This is a genomic window from Rhizobium sp. Leaf371, assembly GCF_001424045.1.
Lineage (GTDB): Bacteria > Pseudomonadota > Alphaproteobacteria > Rhizobiales > Rhizobiaceae > Ferranicluibacter.
In genome coordinates, this window is sequence record NZ_LMQB01000024.1 from 75,584 (window position 1) to 99,655 (window position 24,072).

A 24,072-nucleotide genomic window follows, 5' to 3' on the forward strand; every position below is an offset into this window, starting at 1 on the left:
TGACGATCCTGCACTGCAGCGGGCGGCGCGTGGCGACAGACCCGGACGGATCACCCCTTGAAGCGCGTGGCCCACACGGTCACCGGCCCATATTTCGTCGGGATCCGGACATAGACAGGAGCATATACCTGCACGGCATCCGACTTTGCAAACCAGATCTCCATGCTGTCGAGCTTGCGCAGGTAATCGACGTCGGCACGCCCCTTGCGATAGCCCGATTTCGGCACGAACTGGATACCGCAGACGATGACGTCGCCGCTGAACCCATCGGTCTTGAACGGCTTCGTGCCCTTGGCGCTCAGCTTCAGGTCCATGCGCGATTCGCCGTCGAACACCGGCAGCGTCTTGGGGCAGACCTTGGCGCCGGCCGGAAAGATCAGGCCCGACAGCGGATCGACCACGCCGCGCATGTCCTCCTTGGTCACCGGCACCCAGTTTTTCGGCGGCTTCTTGCGCTGCGGGGTCAGGGTGGCCGAGGTCACATTGCCCTTGTCGAAGGCGATGTCGATCGCGCGCGCCTTCTTGCCGGTCTGGTAGCGGACCGAATAATCGGTGGCGACCAGTCTGTCGTTCTCGATCGTGCCGGACACCTCCGTGCGGCCGCTGGTGCTCGACAGGATATCGGCGAGACCGGCCGAGCTCAACGTGCCCGAGATCGTGTAGCGGCGATCGTCCATCTTGGTATGGAACGACGCCCGGGCGATCGGCAGGCCGGCCAGCGAAATCGTGTAATCGGTGTCGTGCACGACATCCGCCGGCCGCGCCGCATTCGTGGGAACCGTCACAAGGGACATTGCGACGAGAGCCGCAAGACCGACACGCAGGGCCATGCCGTGAACCTTTCGGAAGAGAGATTGAGGAGAAAGAACGAGAGATAGGCAGCGTTTGCGGCATTTCTACGCCCGTGCTCCGCAGCCGGCACCCGACCCGCCACCCGACCCGCTATCGCGCGCAGCCCCGCCGGCTTTTCCACCGCCCCACCCCGACTTTGCGGGAAATTCCGGTGTTTTGTCTTGACGCGCGCCGCGCTGCTGACTATAGAACCGCAACTTTCCAATCCTGACCGGTGGGAATGCTGCCAGGGCTTGTGGCCCGCGAACGCATTGAACGCAGGCGAAAAGAAATAGGTGATTCCATGTCCCGTAGTTGCGAATTGACCGGCAAGGGCGTCCAGTCGGGCAACAATGTGAGCCACGCGAACAACAAGACCAAGCGCCGGTTCCTGCCGAACCTCTGCCAGGTCACGCTGATCTCGGACTCGCTCAACCAGCGCTTCCGTCTGCGCGTTTCGGCTGCGGCTCTCCGCACGGTCGAGCATCGCGGCGGTCTCGACGCGTTCCTGCTCAAGGCCAGCGAAACCGACCTGTCGATGCGCGCCCGCCTGCTGCGTCGCCAGATCGTCAAGAAGACTGCGGAAGCCGTCGCCGCCTGATCGGCACGATTGCGCCTCATTCGGATCATGGCCTGCCGTCACCGGCGGGCCTTTTCCTTGCGCGCTTTTCGGGGCATGCTTTTCCCGCATCGACCGATCGTTCATAGGGTCTGCCGCCATTCGGGCAGCGGATCCCTTCCTCCAACTGGTGGCATCACCCAGGATAAAAAAATGCTGAACACACGCCTGTTTGCAACCTATGTTGCCGTCATGACCCTCGTGGTCGTCGCCTCCAATTTCCTGGTGCAGTTCCCCCTGCCCGGCTCGATCGCCGGCATGCAGCTGGGCGATCTTCTCACCTGGGGCGCCTTCACCTATCCCGCAGCCTTTCTGGTAACCGACCTTACCAACCGCCAGTTCGGCCCGAAGATCGCCCGTCGCGTCGTCATCTGCGGCTTTGCGGTCGCCGTGCTGATCTCGGTCATGGTCGCCACGCCGCGCATCGCCATCGCGTCCGGCTCCGCCTTCCTGTTCGGGCAGCTTCTGGATATCTCCGTCTTCAACCGCCTGCGCCGTCAGCGCTGGTGGCGCGCGCCGCTCGCCGGCTCCCTGTTCGGCTCGGCGCTCGACACGGCCATCTTCTTCTCCCTCGCCTTCGCGCCCGTCTTCGCCTTCATCGGCCCGAACGACCCTTTCGCGCTGGAGTTCTCCCCCATCCTCGGCATCTTCGCGACGGAAGCCCCGCGCTGGATCTCCTGGACGCTCGGCGACCTCGTCGTGAAGATCCTCGTCGGCCTGGTTCTCTTGCTGCCCTATGGCGCCCTGATGAACGTGCTGAAGCCGATGCCCGGCGCGCCCAGCGCCCGGGTCTGAACCTTTCGCCCGCAGCTCCCCCTCATCCGCTTGGCAGGCATCTTCTCCTCGCGTGCGGGGCGAAGGGACGCGTGGCGGGCGCTCGCGTCTTCCTTGACGGGGCCGCGCGCAAGCGCAAGACCCCGCCCCCCTCATTGCAGAAGCTTGAACTCCAGCATCAGCGAGCGCTCGAGGATCGAGTGATTGTCGTCGGAGACGAGGATGAGGTGGATGTCGCCATTCGGTTGGACGACCACGTCGAGACCTTCCATATTGTCGATCTGGTAGCCGAGGTCGGCCGACATCAGCACCTCGCCATCGACCACCGCGCCGGGGCGGATATCGTCGGCCTTGATGCGGCGGATCTCCATGCCGAGGCCGGCGGCGAAGCTGAAGCGGCGTTCGAGCAGCAGGAGATCGCCATTCGGCAGGAAGGCGCCGTCCGTCACCGCGAAGGGATCCTTCTGCAACACGCCGAACACGCCCTTGCGCGGCCCTTCGAGCACGGCGGCCAGCAGATGGTCATCCGCATCGAACGAGAGTTCCGCGACGATGACGGGCGCGCCGGCCAGCGGACTGTCCTTCGGCGAGACCGCCACCGTCTCGAGGCTGCGATTGCTTTTGAGCCGCCCTTTGGGAAGCAGGATCGGCAGGGTCCGGATCGGACGCGACTGCGTGAAGCCGGGGTCGGGATAGATGTCCACCCGCGCATCGCCTTCGAAGCTGACGAGCACCTGCCCGTCCCGTAGCGCCAGCCCTTCGGAATCCATGCGCGCTTTCGCGCTCTCCGTGCGCCCGCGGCGGTCGGTCATCGACGTCACGGTGACATCGGCAAGACCCGAAAGCCGCCCGCCCGGATCGCGCTCGATGCGGCCCTCCAGCCAGTGGGCGGTATCGAGGACGCCGACGAAATGCGCGCCGTCGGGGCGGAAGCGGATCGAGGAAAAGGCGCCGAAAAGCGCATTGCTCGAGGTGAGGTCGAGACCGCCGACGAATTCGAGCTTGCCGAACACGCGCTGGTCGGAGCCGAACCGGAACGTCTCGATCGTCTTCGCAAAGATCGTCATCGCCTCGGTCACGGCCCGATCCGGTTGCGGCTTCGGCTTCGGATCGGCGGCCTGCACGGGCGCAGACACCGTTGTCATCGCCAGAGGCAGGGCGCAGAGGCTCGCCAGAAGCAGCAACCGGCGGCCGAGGGTCTTCAGCCGCACCTCAGCCCGCACGTCGCGCCGCACGTCTGCCGCGTCCGTTCTCGTCATCGAACAGCGAGGCGAGCTGCTCGGTCATCGCGCCGGCCAGTTCGTCGGCATCCACGATGGTCACGGCGCGGCGATAGTAGCGCGTCACGTCGTGGCCGATGCCGATCGCCAGCAGTTCGACCGGCGAACGCGTCTCGATCTGCTCGATCACGGCCCGCAGGTGCCGCTCCAGATAATTGCCCGGATTGACCGACAGCGTCGAATCATCGACCGGCGCGCCGTCCGAAATCATCATCAGGATACGCCGCTGCTCGGGCCGCGCCAGAAGGCGGTTATGCGCCCAGATCAGCGCTTCCCCGTCGATATTCTCCTTCAGGAGACCTTCGCGCATCATCAGGCCGAGATTGCGCCGCGCCCGGCGCCAGGGCGCGTCGGCCGATTTGTAAATGATATGGCGCAGGTCGTTGAGACGGCCCGGCGACTGCGGCTTGCCGCTGGCGAGCCACTTTTCGCGCGCCAGACCGCCCTTCCAGGCCTTCGTCGTGAAGCCGAGAATCTCGACCTTCACGCCGCACCGCTCCAGCGTGCGCGCCAGAATGTCGGCGCAAGTCGCGGCCACCGTGATCGGCCGGCCGCGCATGGAGCCGGAATTGTCGATCAGCAGCGTCACCACCGTGTCGCGGAAGTTGGTGTCCTTCTCCCGCTTGAAGGATAGCGGCTGCATCGGGTCGATGATGAGGCGCGTCAGACGCGCCGGGTCGAGGTAACCCTCTTCGAGGTCGAACTCCCAGGAGCGGTTCTGCTGCGCCATCAGGCGACGCTGCAGCCGGTTGGCCAGCCGGCCGACGGCGCCCTGCAGGTGCGAGAGCTGCTTGTCGAGGAAGGCGCGCAGCCGGTCGAGCTCCGCCTCGTCGCAGAGTTCCTCCGACGTGATGGTCTCGTCGAACGCCTCGGTGAAGACGGCATAGTCCACCTTCTCGTTGAAGTCGTCGAACGGGCTGTTTGGCCGCTTGACCTCGCCGGGCGTCTCGCTGTCCTCGTCGCCGTCATCCGACATTTCCTCGTCGGAAATCTCGGCGCCGTCCATCTCGCCGTCGTCCATCTGCTCTTCGGCAGACTCGTTTTCCTCCGACGGCGCGGCATCGGAGCCGGCATCCTCTTCGGAGGTCGATTCGTCCTGTTCCTGGCTGCGCGGCTGGTCCTCGTCCGTCTGCGTTTCCTGGTCGTCCGGCTCGGCGTCCTCGTCGGTATATTTCTCGGCCACGTCCATGGAGGCGAGCATGTTGCGCACGACGCGGGCAAAGGCCTGCTGGTCGTTGACGGCGCCCGAGAGGTTTTCCATCTCCCGGCCGGCCTTCTCCTCGATGAAGGCGCGCCACAGATCGAGCACCTTGCCGGCCGATTCCGGAGGTTTGCGCCCGGTCAGCCGCTCGCGCACGATCAGCGCCACGGCCTCCTCGATCGGCGCATCGGCCTGCCGCTCGATGGCGCCGAAATTGGCGCGGGCATATTTCTCGTCCAGCATGGAGGTGATGTTCTCGGCCACGCCGTCCATGCGGATCGCGCCGATCGCCTCGCAGCGCGCCTGCTCCACGGCATCGAAGATGACGCGGGCATCCGCCCCCTGCGGCGACATGGTCGCGTGGATGCGATTGTCATGGCACGCCTTGCGCAGCGCCATGCTGTCGCCGATGCCGCGCGTCACCGACAGTTCCTGCCGCGTCGGGCGGCGGGAAATGTCCGGCAGGCGCATGCGGTCGCCGGTGAGGCCGGGCCGCTCGTTGGCAAACACGACCTCGATCTCCGAATCGCCGGCGATCGAGCGGATGCAGCCGGTCAGCGCGCGGCGGAACGGTTCGACATCCACCTGGACGCCGGGTTTCGGTCTCGTATTGTCGCCGCGCCCTGCCATGCGATCAGGCCGTCGCTTCGAGGACGATGTTGGCGGCGCTTTCCTTCAGCTCGACGCCGAAGGCGCGCTGGTAATGCTCGGCCACCAGCGCCCGCTCCAGCTCGTCGCACTTGTTGAGGAAGGTCACGCGGAAGGCAAAGGCGATATCGCCGAAGATATGCGCGTTCTCGGCCCAGGTGATCACGGTGCGCGGGCTCATGACGGTCGACAGGTCGCCGTTGATGAAGGCGGCGCGGGTGAGATCGGCGACGCGCACCATCTTCGACACCGTGTCGCGGCCGCGCTTCGCGGTGAAGCCCTTGACCTTGGCCGCGACGATATCGACCTCGTTGTCGTGCGGCAGATAGTTGAGCGTGGTGACGATCGACCAACGGTCCATCTGCGCCTGGTTGATCTGCTGCGTGCCGTGATAGAGGCCGGTCGTGTCGCCGAGGCCGACCGTGTTCGCGGTCGCAAACAGGCGGAAGGCGGGGTGCGGCCTGATGACGCGGCTCTGGTCGAGAAGGGTCAGGCGGCCGGAGGATTCGAGCACGCGCTGGATGACGAACATCACGTCCGGACGGCCGGCGTCATATTCGTCGAACACCAGCGCGACATTGTGCTGGTAGGCCCAGGGCAGGATGCCGTCCTTGAATTCGGTGATCTGCATGCCGTCCTTGACGACGATCGCGTCCTTGCCGACGAGATCGATACGGCTGACATGGCTGTCGAGGTTGACGCGCACGCAGGGCCAGTTCAGCCGCGCGGCCACCTGTTCGATATGGGTGGACTTGCCCGTGCCGTGATAGCCCGACACCATGACGCGGCGGTTGTGCGCAAAGCCTGCAAGGATCGCAAGCGTGGTTTCGCGGTCGAAGAGATAGTCGGGATCGCTGTCCGGCACGTAGGCATCGGCCTTGGAATAGGCCGGCACGCGCAGGTCGCTGTCGATGCCGAAGACCTCGCGGACGGATACGGTCGTATCGGGAAGATTGGAAATATCGAGGTCTACCTTGCTCATCATGTCTCCGCTCATTAAGTCACCGGGGGCCGCGCTTCGCGCCAGGCCTCATATCGCATTGCAGTGTGACGGGGTTCTTCCTAGCAGAAGCCTGCCTGTTTTAACAATTGGTAGGCCTGAACGACCTCGCGAAAACGGTCTTCCGATCCCCGGTCTCCGCCATTGGCGTCGGGATGGTGTTTTTTCACGAGATCCTTATAGGCGGTCTTGATGTCCGTGGACGTCGCCGTCGCCGTCAGGCCGAGCGTGTCGAACGCCTTGGTTTCCAGCGTCTTCAGCTTGCGCTGGCGCGGCTCGGGCTGCGGCCGGCGGGCCCGCGCCTCGTGCAGGAAGCCGAACGGGTCGCTCATCCGCGCCTTGGCGCCCGCCGAGCCCGACCGCGTCTGTCCCTGCTCCGGCGCGTTTTTCGCACTGCGGTTGACGCCGAGCGTCCAGGTCGGCCGGTGCCCCGTCAGCGCTTCCTTCTGGTAGCGCGCGATCTCGTTGTCCGAGAGGCCGGAAAAGTAGTTGTAGCCCTTGTTGTATTCCTTCACGTGCTCGAAGCAGAACATGAAATACTGGTTCTCGGCATTGCGGCCGACCGGGGCGCGATGCCCGCCATTCTCCTCGCAGCCGTCCCACTGGCACGTCGGCGCCACGGGCTCCGGTTTCCGGGTGGTCCCGCGTCGCTTCGTCCGGATGGTATCGAAGTATTTTGAGTCGAGTTTCATGGCACACATTATGGTGTGATGGAGGGGCCACAACAAGAATTGACAAATGCGAATGTTGCAGGCTTTTTGAGGGTGATTTGCCGGTCGGGCAAGGTGTCGCGCACGGTGTTGGGCAAGGTGTCGCGCAAGCGAATGCGGGACAGCGTTCGGCGCAGAGCCGGACCGCCGGACGCAGCGCCCATCGCAAGCCGGAAAAACAGGGCGAACCATGTCGTTAGAGCAGCGCATCACATCCAGGCTCACCGAGGCGTTTGCGCCCTCGCGGCTTGCCGTCATCAACGAAAGCCACCTGCATGCGGGCCATCACGCCGATTTCAACGGCACCGGCGAGACCCATATGCGCGTGCGCATCGTGGCGGACGCCTTTGTCGGCATGTCGCGCATCGCCCGCCACCGCGCCATCAACGACCTCCTGAAGCCGGAACTCGATGCCGGCCTGCACGCGCTCGCGGTCGAGCCCGCGGCGCCCGGCGAGGAGACGCGCTGGTAGCACGGGCCTGACGCCAAGCCTCACGCCTTTGGCGTATCCTCGGCGGGGCGGATGCGCAGCTTGGTGATCCGGTTCTTGACGCGCTTCATCACGATGAAGCGCTTGCCGTAGAAGGTGAAGGCCTGCCGCTCGTCCGGGATCGTGCGGGACTCGTGGATGACGAGACCGGCGATGGTCGTCGCCTCGCCATCAGGCAGCGACCAGTCGAGCGCGCGGTTGAGATCGCGGATCGGCACGCCGCCATCCACCACGATCGAGCCGTCCGCCTGCTGGTGGACGCCGCGGATGTCGAGATCGTGCTCATCGGCGATATCCCCGACGATCTCCTCCAGAATGTCCTCCAGCGTCACCAGCCCGCGCACCTCGCCATATTCGTCGACGACGATGGCGAAATGGCTCTTGCGCCGCAGGAAGGCGCTGAGCTGGCTGGCAAGATCCGTCGCATCGGGCACGTACCACGGTTTCTGCGCGATTTTGACGATATCGACCGTCTCGGGCCGGACATCGGGCTCGGCCAGCGCCCGCAGCAGGTCCTTGGCGTGGAGAACGCCGATGATGTTGTCGGCCGATCCGCGCCAGACCGGCATGCGCGTGAAGGGGCTTTCCAGCACGGCCTTGACGTTGACCTCCGGCGGGTCGTCGGCGTTCAGCGCCCGCATCGCCATGCGGTGCACCATGATGTCGGAAACCTCGAGCTCGTCCAGATCGAGCACGCCGCTGACGCGGTCGCGGTCGGCCTTGACGACGGCGCCCTCCCGGTGAAGAAAATCCACGGCCCCGCGCAGTTCCTCATGCGCCGTCAGCATCGGCGCCTCGCGCGACAGCTTGAAGCCGAAGGCCTGCATGATCGCCCGCACGGTTGCATTCACGAGGCTCGACAGCGGCCCGACGATGGCGACGACCACCCGAACCGGCCGTGCGACGGCAACGGCGAAGCGCTCCGGCGCGGCATTGGCCCAGCTGCGCGGCAGCACCTCGGCAAACACCACGAGCAGGATGGTCATGGCGAGCGTCGCATAGGCGACGCCGGGCGCGCCGAAGAGCGAGAGAAACAGGCCGGTGGCGACCGCGGTTGCGAGAACGCGCACGAGGTTGCTGGCAAACAACAGCGCCCCGATGGCCCGGTCGCGCCGCTCGATCAGCCGATCGACCACGCCGGCGCGCGCTTCGCCCTGGACATCCAGCGTATGCAGGCGCGTGCGCGACACCGCGGTCAGCGCCGTTTCCGAGCCGGACAGAAAGGCCGCCAGCACGATCATCAGCAGGATCGCCAGAACGGCCGGACCGTGCGCGACCAGAAGAGCGGTCAGCGCCTCCATCGTCATGCCGCGCGGTCGGGGTGGTTTTCGGCAAGGAACGACAGGACGGCCGAGGCGGGCACGTCGTCGGCGACGAAGGCCTCGCCGAGCCCGCGTGTCAGGATGAAGGTCAGCTTGCCGCCCTTCACCTTCTTGTCCTGGGCGATGGCCTCCATCAGCACCTCCGCCGGCGGCAGCTGGCCGGGGATCTCGCGCATTTGCGTCGGCAGGCCGACGGTGCGCAGATGCGCCTCCACCCGGGCTGCGACATCGGGGCTTGCAAGGTTCATGCGGGCCGAGAAGGCATGCGCCAGCACCATGCCGATCGCCACCCCCTCGCCATGCACCAGCCGGGTGCCGTCATAGGCGGTGGCGGCTTCGAGCGCATGGCCGAACGTGTGGCCGAGATTGAGAAGTGCACGACGGCCGTTCTCGCGCTCGTCGGCCACCACCACATCCGCCTTTGCCTGGCAGCTGAGGGCGATCGCCTCGATCCGGGCATCGCCGCCGGCAAAGACCGCCTGCCAGTTGGCCTCCAGCCAGGCGAAGAAATCCGGCTTGTCGATCAGCCCGTATTTCGCCACCTCGGCATAGCCGGCCCGGAACTCGCGCTTCGACAGGGTGTCGAGCACGTCGGTATCGGCAAGCACGAGATCCGGCTGGTGGAAGACGCCGATGAGGTTCTTGCCGTGCGGCGAATTGATGCCGGTCTTGCCGCCGACGGAACTGTCCACCTGGGCAAGCAGCGAGGTCGGGATCTGGATGAAGCGCGAGCCGCGCCGCGCAATGCCGGCGGCAAAGCCCGTGAGATCGCCGATGACGCCGCCGCCGAGCGCGATGACCGCATCGTTGCGCTCGATACGGGCGCCGAGAATGGTCTCGCAGACGGGCATGAGATGCTCGAAGCTCTTGGTCTTCTCGCCGGCCGGCAGAATGGCGGATACCGCCTCGATCCCCGCCGCCGCCAGACCGTCCATCAGCGGCTGCAGATAGAGCGGCGCGACGTTCTCGTCCGTCACCACGGCCATCCGCCGGCCGGTGAGCCGGGCTGCGATATTGGCTGCGGCCGAGCCGATCAGGCCGGGCCCGATGAGGATGTCGTAGGCCCGATCGCCGAGCGGAACATGGATCTTGCGCACGGTCGGGGTTTCGCTCATCGCTCGGCTCACTCTCGCTTCTGTCTGTCGGTTCTCGGCCCAGGAAGGCCTATTTCTTCGGAGGAAGCCCGGCAATGGCCTCCAGGACCTCTTCGACGATCCGTTCCTTCTTCACGTCGCGCGAGAGCACGCTGGCATCGGCCTCGGCATAGATCGGATAGCGGTCGATCATCAGCTTTTGGAGCGTGCCTCTCGGGTCGTCGGTTTTCAGCAGCGGCCGCGAATCGCGCTTGTTGACCCGCTCCCACAACACGTCGAGGTCGGCATTCAGCCATACGGAAACGCCGCTTTTCTGGATGTGCCGGCGCGTCTGCGGATTGATATAGGCGCCGCCGCCGGTGGAGACGATGCGGGCACCCGACTGCAGCAGCCGCTTGATCACCCGCGTTTCCAGCGCCCGGAACTCCGCTTCGCCATAGGCTGCGAACAGTTCGGCGATCGTCATGCGCGATACGCGCTCGATTTCGTGGTCGGAATCGACGAAGGGCAGCGACAGCGCCTGCGCGGTCAGCCGCCCGATGGCGGACTTGCCCGCCCCCATCAGCCCCACGAAGACGAGGTTGCGCCGGCCGAGCGCGGCTCTCGCCCGCTTGACCAGCGCTTCCGAAACCGGCTCGACCACGTCGCTCATCACCGCAAGACTTTCCCCATTTCCCTGTTCTATCGACAAAACCGGGGGAAGCGTCAAGTCGCGGCCGGGTGCGCAACGGCTTTCCTATCCTGGCCCGACCGTTCATCGCAAACGAGGCCCGGCTTGCGATCACGCGGAGGCGGCGCCATATAGAGCGACGCCTCGGAGACGTTCATGCCCACCCTCGTCCGGTTTCTCATCATCTGCCTGATCATCGCGGGCGCCGTCTACGCAACCATGCTGGCCCTCGTCACCTTCGTCGACCCGGCCGAGCGCGACGTGACGATCCGCATCCCGCCCGAAAGGCTGGACACCGAGCGTCTGAACACCGAACGCCTGGATACCGAACGTCTGGCCCCGCGCTGATGGACCTGTCCGCCGCCCATCTCGAATCCTTTCTGGAAATGATGAGCGTCGAGCGTGGCGCGGCCGAGAACACGCTCACCTCCTACCAGCGCGATCTCGAGGACATCCTGTCGTTCCTCAAAGCCCGCGGCGTGACGGCGGCGGAGGCCGGTCCGGACGAATTCCGCGCCTATTTCGCCGATTTCGCCGCGCAGGGCTTCAAGGCCTCCTCGCAGGCCCGCCGGCTCTCGGCGCTGCGCCAGTTCTACAAGTTCCTTTATGCCGAGGGCATCCGCACCGACGACCCGACTGGCGTGCTGGACGCGCCGAAGAAGGGCCGGCCGTTGCCCAAGACCATGAGCGTGGACGATGTGACGCGGCTGATCGGCCAGGCCGAGGCGGAAGCGCTGGCCGAACCGCGGCTCGACCGCCTGCGCATGGCCGCGCTGATCGAGCTTCTCTATGCGACCGGCATGCGCGTCAGCGAACTCGTCTCTCTGCCGGCTTCCGTGCTCGCCCGCGACGGCCGGTTCCTCATCGTGCGCGGCAAGGGCAACAAGGAGCGCATGGTGCCCCTGTCGCGCAGCGCCATTGCGGCCATGCAGCGCTACGGCACGGCCATGCAGGCGGAGACGGCAGCCAGAGGCGGCGAGGCGAAAGGGGGGGAGGCGAAAGGGGGGGAGGAAAGCCCGTGGCTGTTTCCCTCCAGCTCCGAATCCGGCTATCTGCCGCGGCAGGTCTTTGCGCGCGACCTGAAAGGCCTTGCCGGCCGGGCCGGCGTCCGCGTCGCCTCGATTTCGCCGCATGTGCTGCGGCATGCTTTTGCCAGCCACCTTCTCGCCAATGGCGCCGACCTTCGCGCCGTGCAGGAACTGCTCGGCCATTCGGACATTTCGACCACGCAGATCTACACCCACGTGCTGGAGGAAAGGCTGCACGATCTTGTGCAAAACCATCACCCTCTTGCCAAACAGGCCAAAAAACAGGATTAGGACGCTCGCCTCCCGTTCCGGAATGCCACGGGAGACCCGCGTCGAAACGATCGGAACCGCATCTCATGCATCACTATCTCGATTTCGAAAAGCCGATCTCGGACCTCGAAGGCAAGATTCACGAGCTGAAGAAGATCGCCGGCGAGGACGAGAGCATCGACACGAGCGACGAGGTCGAACGGCTTGAGGTCCGCGCCCGCGAGGCGACCGTTGAGATCTATTCCAAGCTGACGCCCTGGCAGAAGACGCAGGTCGCGCGCCATCCGCAGCGCCCGCACTTCCAGGAATATGCCGCCGGCCTCTTCACCGATTTCACGCCGCTGGCCGGCGACCGCAAGTTTGCCGAAGACGCCGCCATCCAGGCGGGCCTTGCCCGCTTCCGCGGCATGCCCGTGGCCGTCATCGGCCAGGAAAAGGGCAACGACACCAAATCCCGCATCAAGCACAATTTCGGCAGCGCCCGGCCGGAAGGCTATCGCAAGGCGATCCGCGTCATGGAAATGGCCGACCGCTTCGGCCTGCCGCTGATCACGCTGATCGACACCGCCGGCGCCTATCCCGGCATCGGCGCGGAAGAGCGCGGCCAGGCGGAAGCCATCGCGCGCTCCACCGAAATGTGCCTCAATCTCAAGGTGCCGATCATCTCCGTCGTGCTCGGCGAAGGCGGCTCCGGCGGCGCCATCGCGATTGCCACCGGCAACCGCGTCTACATGCTGGAACACGCGATCTACTCCGTCATCTCGCCGGAAGGCGCGGCCTCCATCCTCTGGCGCGACTCGACCCGCGCCAAGGAAGCCGCAACCAATATGAAGATCACGGCCGAGGACCTGAAAGCCTTCGGCATCATCGACGGCATCATCGAGGAGCCGGTCGGCGGCGCGCACCGCGATGCCGATCTGGTCATCGACCGCACCGGCGGCATCATCGCCGACGCGCTGAAGGACCTGTCGAGCCGCAAGGGCGAGGATCTGCGCAAGGATCGCCGCGAGAAATATCTGAGCATCGGCCGCTCGCTCTAGGCTCGAACCGCCTGGGGCGAAAGCGGAGGCGGTGGAAACCCGCCACCTTTCGGCCAGGATTGTCGGGCCTTGATCGTCGGGTCTGTGGTCGCACAACGCTGCCGGCAACCGCCGTCACCGCTGCGGTTAACAATTTGTGAAGCATAAAACCGTATTGATTCTGGCAGACTCCGCCGCTAGGGAAGAGTCGCGTCCGACTTTCATTCCGATGGGCTCCTGCCGATGCGTCTGACACATATTCTCGCCGCCGCCGTCATGGGCCTGTTTCTGGCAGGCTGCACCACGGAAGAAGTGGTCGATAGCGTCGATGTCGACCTGAAGAAGGTCACCAGCAAGACCAATTACGAGCTGTCCGGCAAGATCGTGCAGAAGATGCAGGCGATGAGCATGGCGAAGACCTCGCCGATCATGCTGCGCATCTTCAAGGAGGAAGGCGCGCTCGAGGTCTGGAAGGCCAATACGTCCAATCGCTTCGAGAAGCTGCGCGAGTACAAGATCTGCGCCTGGTCCGGCAAGCTCGGCCCGAAGATCAAGGAAGGCGACCGGCAGGCGCCCGAGGGCTATTATCCCCTCGCCCCCGGCCAGCTCAATCCGAATTCGAGCTATTATCTCGCCATCAATACCGGTTTCCCCAACCAGTTCGACCGCGCCAATGGCCGCTTCGGCACCAATCTGATGATCCACGGCGCCTGCTCGTCGTCCGGCTGTTATTCGATGACCGACGAGCAGATGCAGGAAATCTTCGCGCTCGCCCGCGACGCCTTCAAGGGCGGCCAGTCGACCATCCAGCTGCAGGCCCTGCCCTTCCGCATGACGGCCGAAAACATGGCGCGGCACCGCACCAGCCCGCATTATGAATTCTGGAAGAACCTGAAGGAAGGGTACGACCAGTTCGAGATCACCAAGCGGCCGCCGGAATTTGCGATCTGCGACCGGAAATACGTCTTCAACAAGAGCGTCGCCGGCAAGATGAACCCGACGGGCCAGTGCCCCGCGCTCTCGACGCCGCCCTCGATGGAAATGGCGCTGGCGAGCTACAACAAGAAATACGATACCGACTACGACAGGGCCCTGAAAAAGCTCGACGGCCTCGTCTGGTACGAGCCGAGCGAAGCCGAGCGCAAGGCCGTGGTCGCCAAGCAGCGCGCCGGCCGCGAGCTGGCCTATGCCCCGACGGGGACCTCCCTCGACGCCGGCAAGCTGATGAAGGTCGCCGACCTCGAAAAGCGGGAAGCCCAGATCGCCGAGCTCGAAGAGGCCAAGAAGGCGATCGAGATTCAGACCGCAGCGCTTGAAAAGAGCACCCGCAACGGCAAGAACGTGCCGATTCCGCAGGAAAACCCGCTGCCGCGCCCGGTCGCCCAGATCGAAACCGCATCGCCGGCACCCGGCCAGGGCGGTTTCTGGGGCAAGCTGTTCAAGAAGCCGGCACCGGTCGGCCCGGCAGACCCCGCCGCCGGTCCGCTCCTCGGCGAACCGCAGACGGCCAGTGCCGACACGACGGGCCAAAGCGCAGTAGGCCGAAGCGCGGGGGGCCAAAGCGCAGGGAGCCTAAGCACGTCGTCAGGGCAGGTCGCATCCATCAAGACCGGTCGCGAGACCACGGCCGGCGTTCCCGTCAGCGTGGAAACCCGCAAGGTCAGCGTCAAGCCCGGCCATAAGGGCGACCAGCCGACCGCCGTCGGTCCGGCCGCACCCGTCGATCAGACGACCGGCGCGCAGGGCGCCGCCGCAGGCGTTCAGGATGGTCAGGGCGCAGGCGAGATGCCGGTGCCGCAGGCGCTGGCCGAGCAACAGCCCGAAGGCAAGAAGAAGCCGTTCTGGAAGCTGTGGTAGAGGCCGGATCCGGCCGATGACATCGGATGAACGCCCGACATCGCCCGATCGCGACCTCGAGGAAGCGGTGCTTCATCTCGACCTCCTTCATCTCGACCTTAAGGGCCTGAAATGCCCCCTTCCCGTCATCCGCACCCGCAAGCGGATGGCCTCGCTCGGCCCCGGCGCGCGCGTGCTGGTGGAAACGACAGACCCCCTCGCCGTCATCGACATCCCGCATTTCTGCAACGAGGACGGCCACCGCCTCGAACGTCAGACCGCGACGGACCGCGGCCACAGCTTCCTCATCCGCAAAGGTTCCGCCTGAGGGCCAAGCCGCCTGCGGGCGAAAAAGCCGTTACATCCGCAGACCGGGCACCGCGAGCGGATTGTCGGACAGCGCCTGCCGGTCCGGCCGGTCGATCGCGGGCTTGCCGGTGAAGGCATCGAAGAGATCGCGCACGAAGCTTTCCTCCAGCCCCTTGGTGATCAGCACCATCCGCGTGCGGCGATCATCGGGGTCCGGCCAGGCGGCCAGCCGCTCCGGCGGGTGAAAGATCTGCTGGACGCCGTGCAGCACCAGCGGCCGCTCCGGCCGCTCTGCCGTGCAGACGATCGCCTTCATGCGCAACAGCTTCTCGCCATGCGCCGAGCGGATGAGATCCACGAACATATCGAGCGCCATCGCCGAGATCGGCCGGTCGTGCACGATGCTGAACGAGCGGATATCGTCGCCATGCCGGTTGGCGTCATGGTGATGGTGGTGCGCATGCCCCTGATGATCATGGTCGTGATGATCGTGGTCGTGGTCATGCGCATGATCGTGCTCATGGTGGTCGTGCCCATGATGAGTGTGATCGTGATCTCGATGCGCCTCGTCCTGCAGCCAGCGGCCGACATCGGCGATCTTGGTCGCGGGATCGTAGAGCCCGCAGGCAAAGAGCGCGGCCCGGCCGGTGTCCGGCAGATCGCCATCGATGACCGGCGCACGCGGATTGAGGTCGGCAAGCCGCGCCCGCAGCGCCGCAACGCCTGCGGGAGAGCCGAGCGTCGCCTTGGTCAGCACCAGCCGATCGGCCACCGCCACCTGCTTCACCGCCTCGACATGATGGTCGAGCGTCGACAGGCCGTTGACGGCATCCACCACGGTCACCACGCCATCGAGCCGGTAACTCTGTTGCAGCGTCGGATGTCCCATCACCGACTGCATGACGGGTGCGGGATCGGCAAGGCCGGTGGTTTCGATGACGACGCGCTTCAGCGGCCGGATCTTGCCCGTCTGCATCCGGTCCATCAGGTCGGCGAGCGTGTCCACCAGTTCGCCGCGCACCGTGCAGCAGAGGCACCCGTCGGCAAGCTCGATCACGCCGTCGCCCGAGGCCTCCACCAGTAGATGATCGAGCGACACGTCGCCGAACTCGTTGATGATCACGGCGGTGTCGGCGAGATCGGGATCCTTCAGCAGCCGATTGAGAAGCGTCGTCTTGCCGGCACCGAGAAAGCCGGTGAGGATCGAGACCGGCACCGGATCGAAACGGGTGATCATGTCGTTCGCTTTCGAGGGCACGCCCGCGAGACAGGTGCGTGCGGAGAGGAAATGTTTTAGAACACGGGCCGCGGCACGGGCACCGGCACGTTGGCGACATCGCCCTGTGCGCTGTCCGGCTGCCCGTCGGCATCTGCCGCTTTCGCGCCCTGGCCCGGGATCAGCTGCGCCGACACGAAGTTGAGCGGCCGGTTGATCTCGTGGATGAAGGGCGACAACAGCTTCTGGCGTCCCGCCTCGTCGCGACCCTCGCTGCGCACCTTGGCGGCCTGCGCCGAGCAGATCTGCTTGGAGATGTCGGCCGTCACGTCGCGGGCGTCGCCATAGGGCGCGATCTGTCCGAGACCCGGCTTGCCTGCGGCGCTCGAGGTCAGCGCCATCTGCATGAGGCGGGCCGACTCGTCCGCCCGTCCGCCGAGGCTGTCGGCCCCGAGCACGACGGAAACGACGCTGCGGCCGTTGCGGGTGGCCGAAGACACCTGGTTGAAGCCCGAGGCACAGATAAAGCCCGTCTTCATGCCGTCCGCGCCGTCGAAACGGCCGATCAGCATATTGTAGTTCGGATAGCTCTTCTTGCCCGTCGAGAAACCTTCATAGGCGAAATAGGCCGCATATTCGGGGAATTCGCGCTTGATGGTGATGGCGAGCACCGCGAGGTCCCGCGCCGTCGTGTACTGTCCGGGCTCGGGAAGGCCGTTCGGATTGACGAAGTTCGACGAGGTCATGCCGATCCGCTTCGCCTCGGAATTCATCATGGCGACGAAGCCGGGCTCGGAGCCGCCGACCGCCTCGCCGATCGCGACCGCGATGTCGTTGGCCGATTTGATCAGCATCATCTTCAGCGCGCTGTCGAGCGTCATCGACGCGCCGGGCTTCAGATACATCTTGCTCGGCTGTTCGGAGGCCGCATGCTTCGACATCACCACCGGCGTGTCCAGCGTCATGCGCCCGGCCTTCAGGGCCCGAAAGGTCGTGTAGGCGGTCATCAGCTTGGTCAGCGACGCCGGATACCAGCGCTGGAAGATGTCCTCCTGCTCGTAGACCTTGAGCGTCGCCACATCCACCACCAGCTTGGGATTGGCCAGGGCCGGCGCCGCGGCGGTCAGCGCCAGCGTGCCGGCGATGGCTGCGGCCGCGAGCCTCAGCCCCGCCGACGTTCCGCTTCCCACCTTGGAACCGGACATGCGAATCTTCATAGTCACCACAGTTCAACCTCGAAATTTTCGGGCATTGCCTCGTGTCGAGGCGCTATTTAACCTATATGGCAGGGGCAAGGCAAAGACCTTTGCCGCGAGATCGCCCGGCAATCGCCAGGGCGACCCCATGGCGACCGGGTGCTGCCACCACGACCGACAGGATAGACCATGCCGATTCTCAACCGTGCTGCCGAACTCCAGGACGAAGTCACAGCGTGGCGCCGCCATATTCACAGCCGGCCCGAACTTCTGTTCGCGGTGGAAAATACGGCATCCTTCGTGGAAAACAAACTGCGCGACTTCGGCGTTGACGAGATCGTGACCGGCATCGGCCGCACCGGCGTCGTCGGGCTCATCCGCGGGCGGCTGGGTGACGGCACCACCATCGGTCTGCGCGCCGACATGGACGCCCTGCCGATGACGGAGACGACGGGCAAGCCCTATGCCTCCACCACCCCCGGCAAGATGCACGCCTGCGGCCATGACGGCCACACGGCCATGCTGCTCGGCGCGGCCAAGTATCTGGCGGAAACCCGCAACTTCAAGGGCGCGGTCGCCGTCATCTTCCAGCCGGCCGAAGAGGGCGGCGGCGGCGGCAACGAGATGGTGAAGGACGGCATGATGGAGCGCTTCGGCATCTCCGAGGTCTACGGCCTGCACAACATGCCCGGCATGCCGCTCGGCCATTTCGCCTCCCGCGTCGGCCCCATCATGGCCTCGACCGACGAATTCTCGATCACCCTCGAAGGCCGCGGCGGCCATGCGGCCCAGCCGCACAGGACCATCGACCCGATCGTGCTCGGCGCCCAGATCGTCACGGCCTTGCAGACCATCGCCTCGCGCACCGCCGATCCTCTGTCGGCCGTGGTCGTGTCCGTCACCAAGTTCAATGCGGGCTTCGCCCACAACGTCATCCCGGAACAGGCGCTGCTGGCCGGCACCGTGCGCACGTTGATGGCGGAAAACCGGGATATGGCCGAGCGCCGCATCAACGAGATCTGCACGCATCTGGCGGCCGCCTATGGCGCGACGGCCCGCGTCCGCTACGCCCGCAACTATCCCGTCACGGTCAACCACGCGACCGAAACCGGCCATGTGCTGCAGGCCGCAAGCGATGTCGCCGGTGCCGCGCAGGTGGTGGGCGACGTCGATCCGATGATGGGCGGCGAGGATTTCTCCTACATGCTGCTTGCCCGTCCCGGCGCCTTCGTCTTCATGGGCAATGGCGACAGCGCCGGCCTGCACAATCCCGGCTACGACTTCAACGACGAGGCCATTCCCCACGGCATCTCCTACTGGGTACGCCTTGCCGAAAGCCGCCTGGGCGCCTGATGAGCGGCATCGACAAGATCGACCGGAAAATCCTCAGCATTCTCCAGGCCGACGGGCGGATCACCAATCTGGAATTGTCCGAGCGCGTCGGCCTGTCGCCGACCGCCACCAGCGAGCGCATGCGCCGGCTGTTGAAGGAGGGTTACGTCTCCGGCTTCGGCGCGCGGCTCGACCCGCAACGGCTCGGCTTCGGCCTGCTCGTCTTCATCGAGGTCATGCTGGACAAGACGACGCCGGAGGTCTTCGACACCTTCGCCGACGCCATCCGCAAGGCGCCCTCCGTCATCGAGTGCCACATGGTGGCCGGCGGCTTCGACTATCTCGTCAAGACGCGTTTCGAGGACATGAGCGCCTACCGCAATTTCCTCGGCCAGTTTCTCTGGACGCTTCAGGGCGTCAAGGAAACCCGCACCTATGCCGTCATGGAGGAAATCAAGAATGACGGCCCCCTGCCGCTGCTTTAGCGGCCTTTGCGGCGCTTTCTGAGCACCTGCACCATACCCGCACAAGTTTCATACGCATATGTATCAGTCTTAACTAATAGTGTGGGCCCTCATGCGGTCCAGCCAGAGGGTCGCAACGATGATCGAACCTGAAAGGGCAGACGTTTCCGAGACGCGCGCCACGCCGCGTGCCATGCGTGCCGTTACCGAGCGGATCGGCAACGACCTGGAAAGCTTCCGTCGCGAGAACGACGACATCGTCCGGCATATCCGCCTGCTCGGAATCAATGCCAGCATCGAGGCGGCCCGCGCCGGGGATATCGGCAAGGGCTTTGCCGTGGTCGCAAGCGAGGTGCAGCGGCTGGCCGGCGTTTCCGCGACGATCGCCGCCAAGTTCCAGCAGGAGGTTCTGGAGCGCGTCAACCTCGGACGCTCCCTGTCGGACGCGCTCGTGAACGAAATGGAGGGCGTGCGCCTGGTCGATCTGGCCCAGACCCTCGTCCAGCTCATCGTGCGCAACCTGTTCGAGCGGACGGCCGACGTCCGCTGGTGGGCGACGGATACCGCGCTCTGGGAGGCGCTGGAAGATCCCGATCGCGCCCGGCAGGCCTTCGCCGCCAAGCGCCTGGGCGTCATCAACCGGTTCTACACCGTCTATCTCGACCTCGTGATGGTGGACACGACCGGCCGGGCGATCGCCTCTGCCAATCCGAGCTTCCAGAAGTCGATCATCGGCCAGAATCTCTCCGGCGAACCCTGGGTCGCCGCCGCCATGAAGACGGGCTCGGGCGACGACTATATCGTCGATGTCGTCAAGCCGAGCCGGCTGCACGGCAATGCCGATGCGCTGGTCTACGCCACGGGCATCCGCCAGGGCGGTGTCTCCACGGCGCCGCTGGTCGGCGCGCTCGGCGTCTATTTCGACTGGGCGAACCAGGGCCAGTCGATCGTCGACAAGGAGGCCAATATCGCGCCTGCGGACATCGAGCGCACCACCGTGCTGCTGCTCGACGGAAAGGGCATGGTGATCGCCGCCTCGCGCCCCACGCTCGTCTATACCAGTTTCGCCTTGACCCCGCCCGAGGGCATGAAGCGCGGCAGCTACTATATGAGCGACGGAACGCTTGTCGCCTTCGCGCCGACGCTCGGCTACGAGGATTATGACGGCCTCGGCTGGTGCGGCGTCGTCATCCAGCGCCCCGAACGCGAGGCCGACATCCGCGAGCGCCTCTCCCTCTGACGCCGCGAAAAAAGGGCCGCCGCTGCCGGCCGCCCCCTTTCCTGCTGTACCGTAATGACGACGATCAGATCGTCGCGGCGTCGATCAGATCGTCGCGGCGTCGATGACGAAGCGGTAGCGCACGTCGCTCTTCAGCACACGCTCATAGGCCTCGTTGACCTGATCCATGCGGATCAGCTCGATCTCGGAAACGATGTTGTGCTCGCCGCAGAAGTCGAGCATTTCCTGCGTTTCCTTGATCGACCCGATCATGGAGCCGGCAATGCTGCGGCGGGCGGGCACCAGCGAGAACGCGTGGACCGGCACCGCATTTTCCGGAATGCCGAGCAGAACGAGCGCACCATCGACCTTCAGCAGGCCGAGATAGGCATTCCAGTCGATTTCGGCCGAAACCGTGCAGAGGATCAGGTCGAACGTACCCGCGAGAGTCTTGAACGTCTCGGCATCGCTGGTCGCATAGTAATGCGTCGCGCCGAGCTTCAGGCCATCTTCCTTCTTGGAAAGCGACTGGCTGAGCACGGTGACTTCGGCACCGAGCGCGGCTCCGATCTTCACGCCCATATGGCCGAGCCCGCCCATGCCGACGACGGCGACCTTCTTGCCGGGGCCGGCCTTCCAGTGCTTCAGCGGCGAGTAGAGCGTGATGCCGGCGCAGAGCAGCGGCGCGGTGGCGGCGAAATCCAGGTTGTCCGGAATGGACAGCGCATAGCCTTCCTTGACGACGATGCTGTCGGAATAGCCGCCATAGGTCGGCGTCGTGCCATCGGCCTCGACATCGTTATAGGTCTGGACGAGACCCGGCATGTAATGTTCGAGGTCGAGATCGCGCGTGGCGCAGGTGGTGCAGGAATTGACGAAGCAGCCGACGCCGGCCTTGTCCCCGACCTTGAACGTGGTCACGCCCGAGCCGACCGCAGACACGATGCCGACGATCTCATGGCCGGGAACCATGGGATATTTCGCATTGCCCCATTCGTTGCGAACCTGGTGGATGTCGGAATGGCAGATGCCGGAATACTTGATGTCGATGACGATATCGTCTTCGTTGGGTGCACGACGCTCGAAGGTGAAGGGTTCGAGCGGCTTCGACGCGTCGGTCGCCGCATATCCTTTTGCGAAAGCCATGGGTGGTTCCTTCTGTCTGCAAATCTGAAACCGGACGAGACATCGCCGGCGCGCGCACTATGCAATTTGCGAGTGACCGAGGCATGCGCCATTCCTGCAAATTTCTTGCACGATCCTGCAAATGACCTTTCGAGCCTTTGCGGCGGCCCGATCATCCGCCTATCTCGGGACGATCGTCGCGAAGGCAGAGGCAACGAGGCGGATCCGTGCGGCGCTCGTGGGCGAAAGCCTCATTTCCCACGTTGAAGCCATCGCCGCTTTCACGCTAGATACCGTCGTCCTGCCGTGCCTGCTTCAGGAGAGGCTTACACTATGTTCGATCCATCCGCCGCCCGCCGCGAGCCTTTCGTCGAGATCATTGCCCGTTTCGCCAGAGAGGACGGCGACCACGCCACGCCCGTTCCGGGCCTGACGCTGCATCGGCGTTCCGAGCAGGCCGTTCCCTCCTGCGGCGCCTACCGCCCGAGCTTCGCGCTCATCGCTCAGGGCGCGAAGGAGGTCACGCTCGGCCACGAGACCTATCTCTACGGCGGCTCCGACTATCTGCTGACCTCCTTCGACCTGCCGGTAACGAGCCAGATCGTCCAGGCATCGCCCGAAAAACCCTATCTCAGCATGATCTTCGAGATCGACGTCGCCAAGATCCCGCCGCTTCTCGCTCTGCTCGACCGTCCGGCCGCAGCAGCGGACGACGCGCGGGACGCAGCCGCGGCATTGTCTGAGGGCACGGCCGCCGAGCAGCGCGGCATGTCGGTCGCCGCGCTGACGAGCGAACTCGAGGACGCAGCGCTCCGCCTGCTCCGGCTTCTCGACCGGCCGGGCGACATCCCCGCTCTGCTGCCGCTGATCGAGCAGGAGCTGATCTTCCGCCTGTTGACCGGCCCGCATGCGGCGCGGCTGCGCCAGATGGCGATGGCGGAAAGCCAATCCAACCAGATCGCCCGGGCCTGTGCCTGGCTGAAGGAGCACTACGCTTTGCCGCTGCGCATCGAGGATCTCGCCCGCCGCGTCAGCATGAGCGTGTCGTCGCTCCACCATCATTTCAAGGCGATCACCGCCATGAGCCCCATGCAGTATCAGAAGCAGCTGCGCCTGCAGGAGGCCCGCCGGCTGATGGTCGAGACCATGCTGGATGCCGGAAGCGCCGGCCATCAGGTGGGTTACGAAAGCCCCTCCCAGTTCAGCCGCGAATATGCCCGCCAGTTCGGCGCGCCGCCTCTGCGCGATGCCGGCCGCACCCGCCGCTCGCTGCTCGACCGGCCAAGCCGAGAGCCGGATAGGCTGAGCCCGGAAATGCTCAGCGAAGGCTGACCTCGTTTCCCAGCTCTCCTGACGGAGACACCGCCCCTATCCCAGACCGATCCGGAGTTCCCATGACCGAAACCGTCCGCCTGTCCCTCGCCGATGCCCGCACGCTCAGCCTGCAGGCGCTCGCCCGGGCCGGGCTTTCGCCCGAGCATTGCGAAGCGCTGGCCGATCTGGTCATGGCCGGCCAGATCGACGAGTGCCATTCGCATGGGCTCTACCGCGTGCTGAGCTGCGTCGATGCGATCCGCAAGGGCAAGGTCGACACGAAGGCCGTGCCCGAGATCCTCGACAGCGCCCCCGGCATCGTCCGGATCGATGCGAAGTTCGGCTTCTCTCCGCTCGCCTTCCGGCTCGGCCTGCCTCTGCTGCAGGAAAAGGCCCGGACGCAGGGCGTCGCCGCGCTCGCCATCAACAATTGCTTCCATTTCTCCGCCCTCTGGCCCGAGGTCGAGCGCCTCGCCGCTGCGGGCCTTGCAGGGCTGGCGATGACGCCGAGCCATAGCTGGGTCGCACCCGCCGGCGGCACCAAGCCGGTGTTCGGCACCAACCCCATCGCCTTCTCCTGGCCGCGTCCCGGCCCGTTTCCTTTCGTGTTCGATTTTGCGACCAGTGCCTCGGCGCGCGGAGAGATCGAGCTGCACCGCCGCGCCGGCAAGCCGATCCCCGAGGGTTGGGCGATCGATGCCGAGGGCGCATCCACGACGGATGCCGAAGCCGCCATGGCCGGTGCCATGCTCACCTTCGGCGGCCACAAGGGCTCGGCCCTGTCCGCCATGGTCGAGCTGATGGCGGGACCGCTGATCGGCGATTTGACGAGCCGGGAGTCCCAGGTCTTCGACGCGGGCGCTGGCGTCACGCCCTGCCACGGCGAACTGTTGCTGGCCTTCGATCCGAACCTGCTCTCGGGCGGCCGCGCGATCGAAAGCGCCGAGCGAGCGGAAGCGCTCTTCGATGCCATCATCGGTCAGGGCGCCCGTCTTCCCTCGCAGCGTCGCTACGCGGCGCGCGAGCGCAGCTTAGCGAACGGCAGCGTCGAGATCCCGAAGGCCCTGCACGACGACCTCGTGGCGCTGCTCGGCTGAGATCGCCG

At 65.5% G+C, this 24,072-nt stretch carries 24 protein-coding genes; 13 read left to right on the plus strand and 11 right to left on the minus strand.

Annotated elements, in window-relative coordinates:
* Positions 1-50: 50 nt before the first annotated feature.
* On the minus strand, positions 51-794 hold the full coding sequence (locus ASG39_RS14435) for a DUF3108 domain-containing protein (protein WP_244481251.1): 744 nt from the start codon (positions 792-794) through the stop codon (positions 51-53).
* A gap of 341 nt (positions 795-1,135) precedes the next feature.
* Here ASG39_RS14435 and rpmB point away from each other — a divergent pair, with 341 nt between their 5' ends.
* Both rpmB and ASG39_RS14445 read left to right on the plus strand, forming a co-directional pair.
* Positions 1,136-1,432: a 50S ribosomal protein L28 gene (gene rpmB / locus ASG39_RS14440; RefSeq protein ID WP_062474881.1), complete on the plus strand. Its 297-nt coding sequence runs from the start codon at positions 1,136-1,138 to the stop codon at positions 1,430-1,432.
* A gap of 171 nt (positions 1,433-1,603) precedes the next feature.
* Entirely contained in the window at positions 1,604-2,245 is a 642-nt protein-coding gene (locus ASG39_RS14445) for a queuosine precursor transporter (protein ID WP_062595686.1), read from the plus strand.
* Between the two features lie 131 nt (positions 2,246-2,376).
* On the opposite strand, the gene ASG39_RS14450 is transcribed toward ASG39_RS14445, so the two are convergent.
* The 4 genes from ASG39_RS14450 to ASG39_RS14465 form a co-directional block, all read right to left on the minus strand.
* Complete coding sequence (locus ASG39_RS14450; protein WP_156468163.1) at positions 2,377-3,369, minus strand: esterase-like activity of phytase family protein; 993 nt, start codon at positions 3,367-3,369, stop codon at positions 2,377-2,379.
* Positions 3,370-3,436: 67 nt separating this feature from the next.
* On the minus strand, positions 3,437-5,335 hold the full coding sequence (gene cobT, locus ASG39_RS14455; protein WP_062595688.1) for a cobaltochelatase subunit CobT: 1,899 nt from the start codon (positions 5,333-5,335) through the stop codon (positions 3,437-3,439).
* 4 nt (positions 5,336-5,339) lie between these two features.
* Positions 5,340-6,335 (minus strand): cobaltochelatase subunit CobS, encoded by a 996-nt coding sequence (cobS, locus tag ASG39_RS14460; protein ID WP_062595689.1) that lies wholly within the window; start codon positions 6,333-6,335, stop codon positions 5,340-5,342.
* Between the two features lie 80 nt (positions 6,336-6,415).
* On the minus strand, positions 6,416-7,054 hold the full coding sequence (locus ASG39_RS14465) for a J domain-containing protein (RefSeq protein WP_062595690.1): 639 nt from the start codon (positions 7,052-7,054) through the stop codon (positions 6,416-6,418).
* 199 nt (positions 7,055-7,253) lie between these two features.
* Between ASG39_RS14465 and ASG39_RS14470 the strand changes: the two genes are divergently transcribed.
* Positions 7,254-7,535, plus strand: coding sequence for a BolA family protein (locus tag ASG39_RS14470; protein ID WP_062595691.1), 282 nt, complete (start codon positions 7,254-7,256; stop codon positions 7,533-7,535).
* Positions 7,536-7,555: 20 nt separating this feature from the next.
* Here ASG39_RS14470 and ASG39_RS14475 read toward each other — a convergent pair whose 3' ends face one another.
* From ASG39_RS14475 to ASG39_RS14485, 3 genes are read right to left on the minus strand one after another with little or no spacing between them, the layout of a single operon-like run.
* Positions 7,556-8,860 (minus strand): HlyC/CorC family transporter, encoded by a 1,305-nt coding sequence (locus ASG39_RS14475; RefSeq protein ID WP_062595692.1) that lies wholly within the window; start codon positions 8,858-8,860, stop codon positions 7,556-7,558.
* Entirely contained in the window at positions 8,857-9,990 is a 1,134-nt protein-coding gene (aroB, locus tag ASG39_RS14480) for a 3-dehydroquinate synthase (protein WP_062595693.1), read from the minus strand. Before aroB ends, ASG39_RS14475 begins: the two co-directional genes overlap by 4 nt.
* 49 nt (positions 9,991-10,039) lie before the next feature.
* Positions 10,040-10,621 (minus strand): shikimate kinase, encoded by a 582-nt coding sequence (locus ASG39_RS14485; protein ID WP_062595694.1) that lies wholly within the window; start codon positions 10,619-10,621, stop codon positions 10,040-10,042.
* Positions 10,622-10,795: 174 nt separating this feature from the next.
* Here ASG39_RS14485 and ASG39_RS14490 point away from each other — a divergent pair, with 174 nt between their 5' ends.
* The 5 genes from ASG39_RS14490 to ASG39_RS14510 all read left to right on the plus strand — a co-directional run bounded on the left by ASG39_RS14490 (position 10,796) and on the right by ASG39_RS14510 (position 15,120).
* Positions 10,796-10,987, plus strand: coding sequence for a hypothetical protein (locus tag ASG39_RS14490; protein WP_062595985.1), 192 nt, complete (start codon positions 10,796-10,798; stop codon positions 10,985-10,987).
* Positions 10,984-11,958 (plus strand): site-specific tyrosine recombinase XerD, encoded by a 975-nt coding sequence (locus ASG39_RS14495; RefSeq protein ID WP_062595986.1) that lies wholly within the window; start codon positions 10,984-10,986, stop codon positions 11,956-11,958. Before ASG39_RS14490 ends, ASG39_RS14495 begins: the two co-directional genes overlap by 4 nt.
* 65 nt (positions 11,959-12,023) lie before the next feature.
* Positions 12,024-12,977 (plus strand): acetyl-CoA carboxylase carboxyltransferase subunit alpha, encoded by a 954-nt coding sequence (locus tag ASG39_RS14500; RefSeq protein WP_062595695.1) that lies wholly within the window; start codon positions 12,024-12,026, stop codon positions 12,975-12,977.
* 222 nt (positions 12,978-13,199) lie between these two features.
* Entirely contained in the window at positions 13,200-14,813 is a 1,614-nt protein-coding gene (locus tag ASG39_RS14505; protein ID WP_062595696.1) for a hypothetical protein, read from the plus strand.
* A gap of 16 nt (positions 14,814-14,829) precedes the next feature.
* A complete protein-coding gene (locus ASG39_RS14510) occupies positions 14,830-15,120 on the plus strand; it encodes a sulfurtransferase TusA family protein (RefSeq protein WP_082477261.1) in 291 nt (96 codons plus the stop codon).
* Positions 15,121-15,150: 30 nt separating this feature from the next.
* Here the strand turns inward: ASG39_RS14510 and ASG39_RS14515 are convergent, their stop codons facing one another.
* Both ASG39_RS14515 and ASG39_RS14520 read right to left on the minus strand, forming a co-directional pair.
* The gene (locus ASG39_RS14515) at positions 15,151-16,338 is read right to left on the minus strand and encodes a GTP-binding protein (protein WP_062595697.1); all 1,188 of its coding nucleotides are present in this window, start codon (positions 16,336-16,338) and stop codon (positions 15,151-15,153) included.
* Positions 16,339-16,394: 56 nt separating this feature from the next.
* Positions 16,395-17,522, minus strand: a complete 1,128-nt coding sequence (locus tag ASG39_RS14520; protein WP_062595988.1) for a D-alanyl-D-alanine carboxypeptidase family protein — start codon at positions 17,520-17,522, stop codon at positions 16,395-16,397.
* 180 nt (positions 17,523-17,702) lie between these two features.
* On the opposite strand from ASG39_RS14520, the gene ASG39_RS14525 reads away from it, so the two are divergent.
* The 3 genes from ASG39_RS14525 (at position 17,703) to ASG39_RS24710 (ending at position 20,549) form a co-directional block, all read left to right on the plus strand.
* On the plus strand, positions 17,703-18,866 hold the full coding sequence (locus tag ASG39_RS14525; RefSeq protein ID WP_062595698.1) for a M20 aminoacylase family protein: 1,164 nt from the start codon (positions 17,703-17,705) through the stop codon (positions 18,864-18,866).
* Positions 18,866-19,330, plus strand: a complete 465-nt coding sequence (locus tag ASG39_RS14530; RefSeq protein ID WP_062595699.1) for an Lrp/AsnC ligand binding domain-containing protein — start codon at positions 18,866-18,868, stop codon at positions 19,328-19,330. The genes ASG39_RS14525 and ASG39_RS14530 overlap by 1 nt, the downstream gene beginning before the upstream one ends.
* A 118-nt stretch (positions 19,331-19,448) precedes the next feature.
* Positions 19,449-20,549 (plus strand): methyl-accepting chemotaxis protein, encoded by a 1,101-nt coding sequence (locus ASG39_RS24710; RefSeq protein ID WP_062595700.1) that lies wholly within the window; start codon positions 19,449-19,451, stop codon positions 20,547-20,549.
* Between the two features lie 84 nt (positions 20,550-20,633).
* On the opposite strand, the gene ASG39_RS14540 is transcribed toward ASG39_RS24710, so the two are convergent.
* Positions 20,634-21,674, minus strand: a complete 1,041-nt coding sequence (locus tag ASG39_RS14540; protein WP_062595701.1) for an NAD(P)-dependent alcohol dehydrogenase — start codon at positions 21,672-21,674, stop codon at positions 20,634-20,636.
* A 312-nt stretch (positions 21,675-21,986) separates the two neighbouring features.
* Between ASG39_RS14540 and ASG39_RS14545 the strand changes: the two genes are divergently transcribed.
* Together ASG39_RS14545 and ASG39_RS14550 are read left to right on the plus strand one after the other, a co-directional pair.
* Positions 21,987-22,985 (plus strand): AraC family transcriptional regulator, encoded by a 999-nt coding sequence (locus ASG39_RS14545; protein WP_062595702.1) that lies wholly within the window; start codon positions 21,987-21,989, stop codon positions 22,983-22,985.
* Between the two features lie 62 nt (positions 22,986-23,047).
* Complete coding sequence (locus tag ASG39_RS14550; protein WP_062595703.1) at positions 23,048-24,064, plus strand: Ldh family oxidoreductase; 1,017 nt, start codon at positions 23,048-23,050, stop codon at positions 24,062-24,064.
* The last annotated feature ends 8 nt before the right edge of the window (positions 24,065-24,072 follow it).

What these genes read in the sequence shown, in the direction of transcription:
- ASG39_RS14435 (WP_244481251.1), bottom strand. Translation starts at nt 794, where the DNA reads ATGTCCCTTGTGACGGTTCCCACGAATGCGGCGCGGCCGGCGGATGTC.
- rpmB (WP_062474881.1), top strand. Translation starts at nt 1,136, where the DNA reads ATGTCCCGTAGTTGCGAATTGACCGGCAAGGGCGTCCAGTCGGGCAAC.
- ASG39_RS14445 (WP_062595686.1), top strand. Translation starts at nt 1,604, where the DNA reads ATGCTGAACACACGCCTGTTTGCAACCTATGTTGCCGTCATGACCCTC.
- ASG39_RS14450 (WP_156468163.1), bottom strand. Translation starts at nt 3,369, where the DNA reads ATGACAACGGTGTCTGCGCCCGTGCAGGCCGCCGATCCGAAGCCGAAG.
- cobT (WP_062595688.1), bottom strand. Translation starts at nt 5,335, where the DNA reads ATGGCAGGGCGCGGCGACAATACGAGACCGAAACCCGGCGTCCAGGTG.
- cobS (WP_062595689.1), bottom strand. Translation starts at nt 6,335, where the DNA reads ATGAGCAAGGTAGACCTCGATATTTCCAATCTTCCCGATACGACCGTA.
- ASG39_RS14465 (WP_062595690.1), bottom strand. Translation starts at nt 7,054, where the DNA reads ATGTGTGCCATGAAACTCGACTCAAAATACTTCGATACCATCCGGACG.
- ASG39_RS14470 (WP_062595691.1), top strand. Translation starts at nt 7,254, where the DNA reads ATGTCGTTAGAGCAGCGCATCACATCCAGGCTCACCGAGGCGTTTGCG.
- ASG39_RS14475 (WP_062595692.1), bottom strand. Translation starts at nt 8,860, where the DNA reads ATGACGATGGAGGCGCTGACCGCTCTTCTGGTCGCGCACGGTCCGGCC.
- aroB (WP_062595693.1), bottom strand. Translation starts at nt 9,990, where the DNA reads ATGAGCGAAACCCCGACCGTGCGCAAGATCCATGTTCCGCTCGGCGAT.
- ASG39_RS14485 (WP_062595694.1), bottom strand. Translation starts at nt 10,621, where the DNA reads ATGAGCGACGTGGTCGAGCCGGTTTCGGAAGCGCTGGTCAAGCGGGCG.
- ASG39_RS14490 (WP_062595985.1), top strand. Translation starts at nt 10,796, where the DNA reads ATGCCCACCCTCGTCCGGTTTCTCATCATCTGCCTGATCATCGCGGGC.
- ASG39_RS14500 (WP_062595695.1), top strand. Translation starts at nt 12,024, where the DNA reads ATGCATCACTATCTCGATTTCGAAAAGCCGATCTCGGACCTCGAAGGC.
- ASG39_RS14505 (WP_062595696.1), top strand. Translation starts at nt 13,200, where the DNA reads ATGCGTCTGACACATATTCTCGCCGCCGCCGTCATGGGCCTGTTTCTG.
- ASG39_RS14510 (WP_082477261.1), top strand. Translation starts at nt 14,830, where the DNA reads ATGACATCGGATGAACGCCCGACATCGCCCGATCGCGACCTCGAGGAA.
- ASG39_RS14515 (WP_062595697.1), bottom strand. Translation starts at nt 16,338, where the DNA reads ATGATCACCCGTTTCGATCCGGTGCCGGTCTCGATCCTCACCGGCTTT.
- ASG39_RS14520 (WP_062595988.1), bottom strand. Translation starts at nt 17,522, where the DNA reads ATGTCCGGTTCCAAGGTGGGAAGCGGAACGTCGGCGGGGCTGAGGCTC.
- ASG39_RS14525 (WP_062595698.1), top strand. Translation starts at nt 17,703, where the DNA reads ATGCCGATTCTCAACCGTGCTGCCGAACTCCAGGACGAAGTCACAGCG.
- ASG39_RS14530 (WP_062595699.1), top strand. Translation starts at nt 18,866, where the DNA reads ATGAGCGGCATCGACAAGATCGACCGGAAAATCCTCAGCATTCTCCAG.
- ASG39_RS24710 (WP_062595700.1), top strand. Translation starts at nt 19,449, where the DNA reads ATGATCGAACCTGAAAGGGCAGACGTTTCCGAGACGCGCGCCACGCCG.
- ASG39_RS14540 (WP_062595701.1), bottom strand. Translation starts at nt 21,674, where the DNA reads ATGGCTTTCGCAAAAGGATATGCGGCGACCGACGCGTCGAAGCCGCTC.
- ASG39_RS14545 (WP_062595702.1), top strand. Translation starts at nt 21,987, where the DNA reads ATGTTCGATCCATCCGCCGCCCGCCGCGAGCCTTTCGTCGAGATCATT.
- ASG39_RS14550 (WP_062595703.1), top strand. Translation starts at nt 23,048, where the DNA reads ATGACCGAAACCGTCCGCCTGTCCCTCGCCGATGCCCGCACGCTCAGC.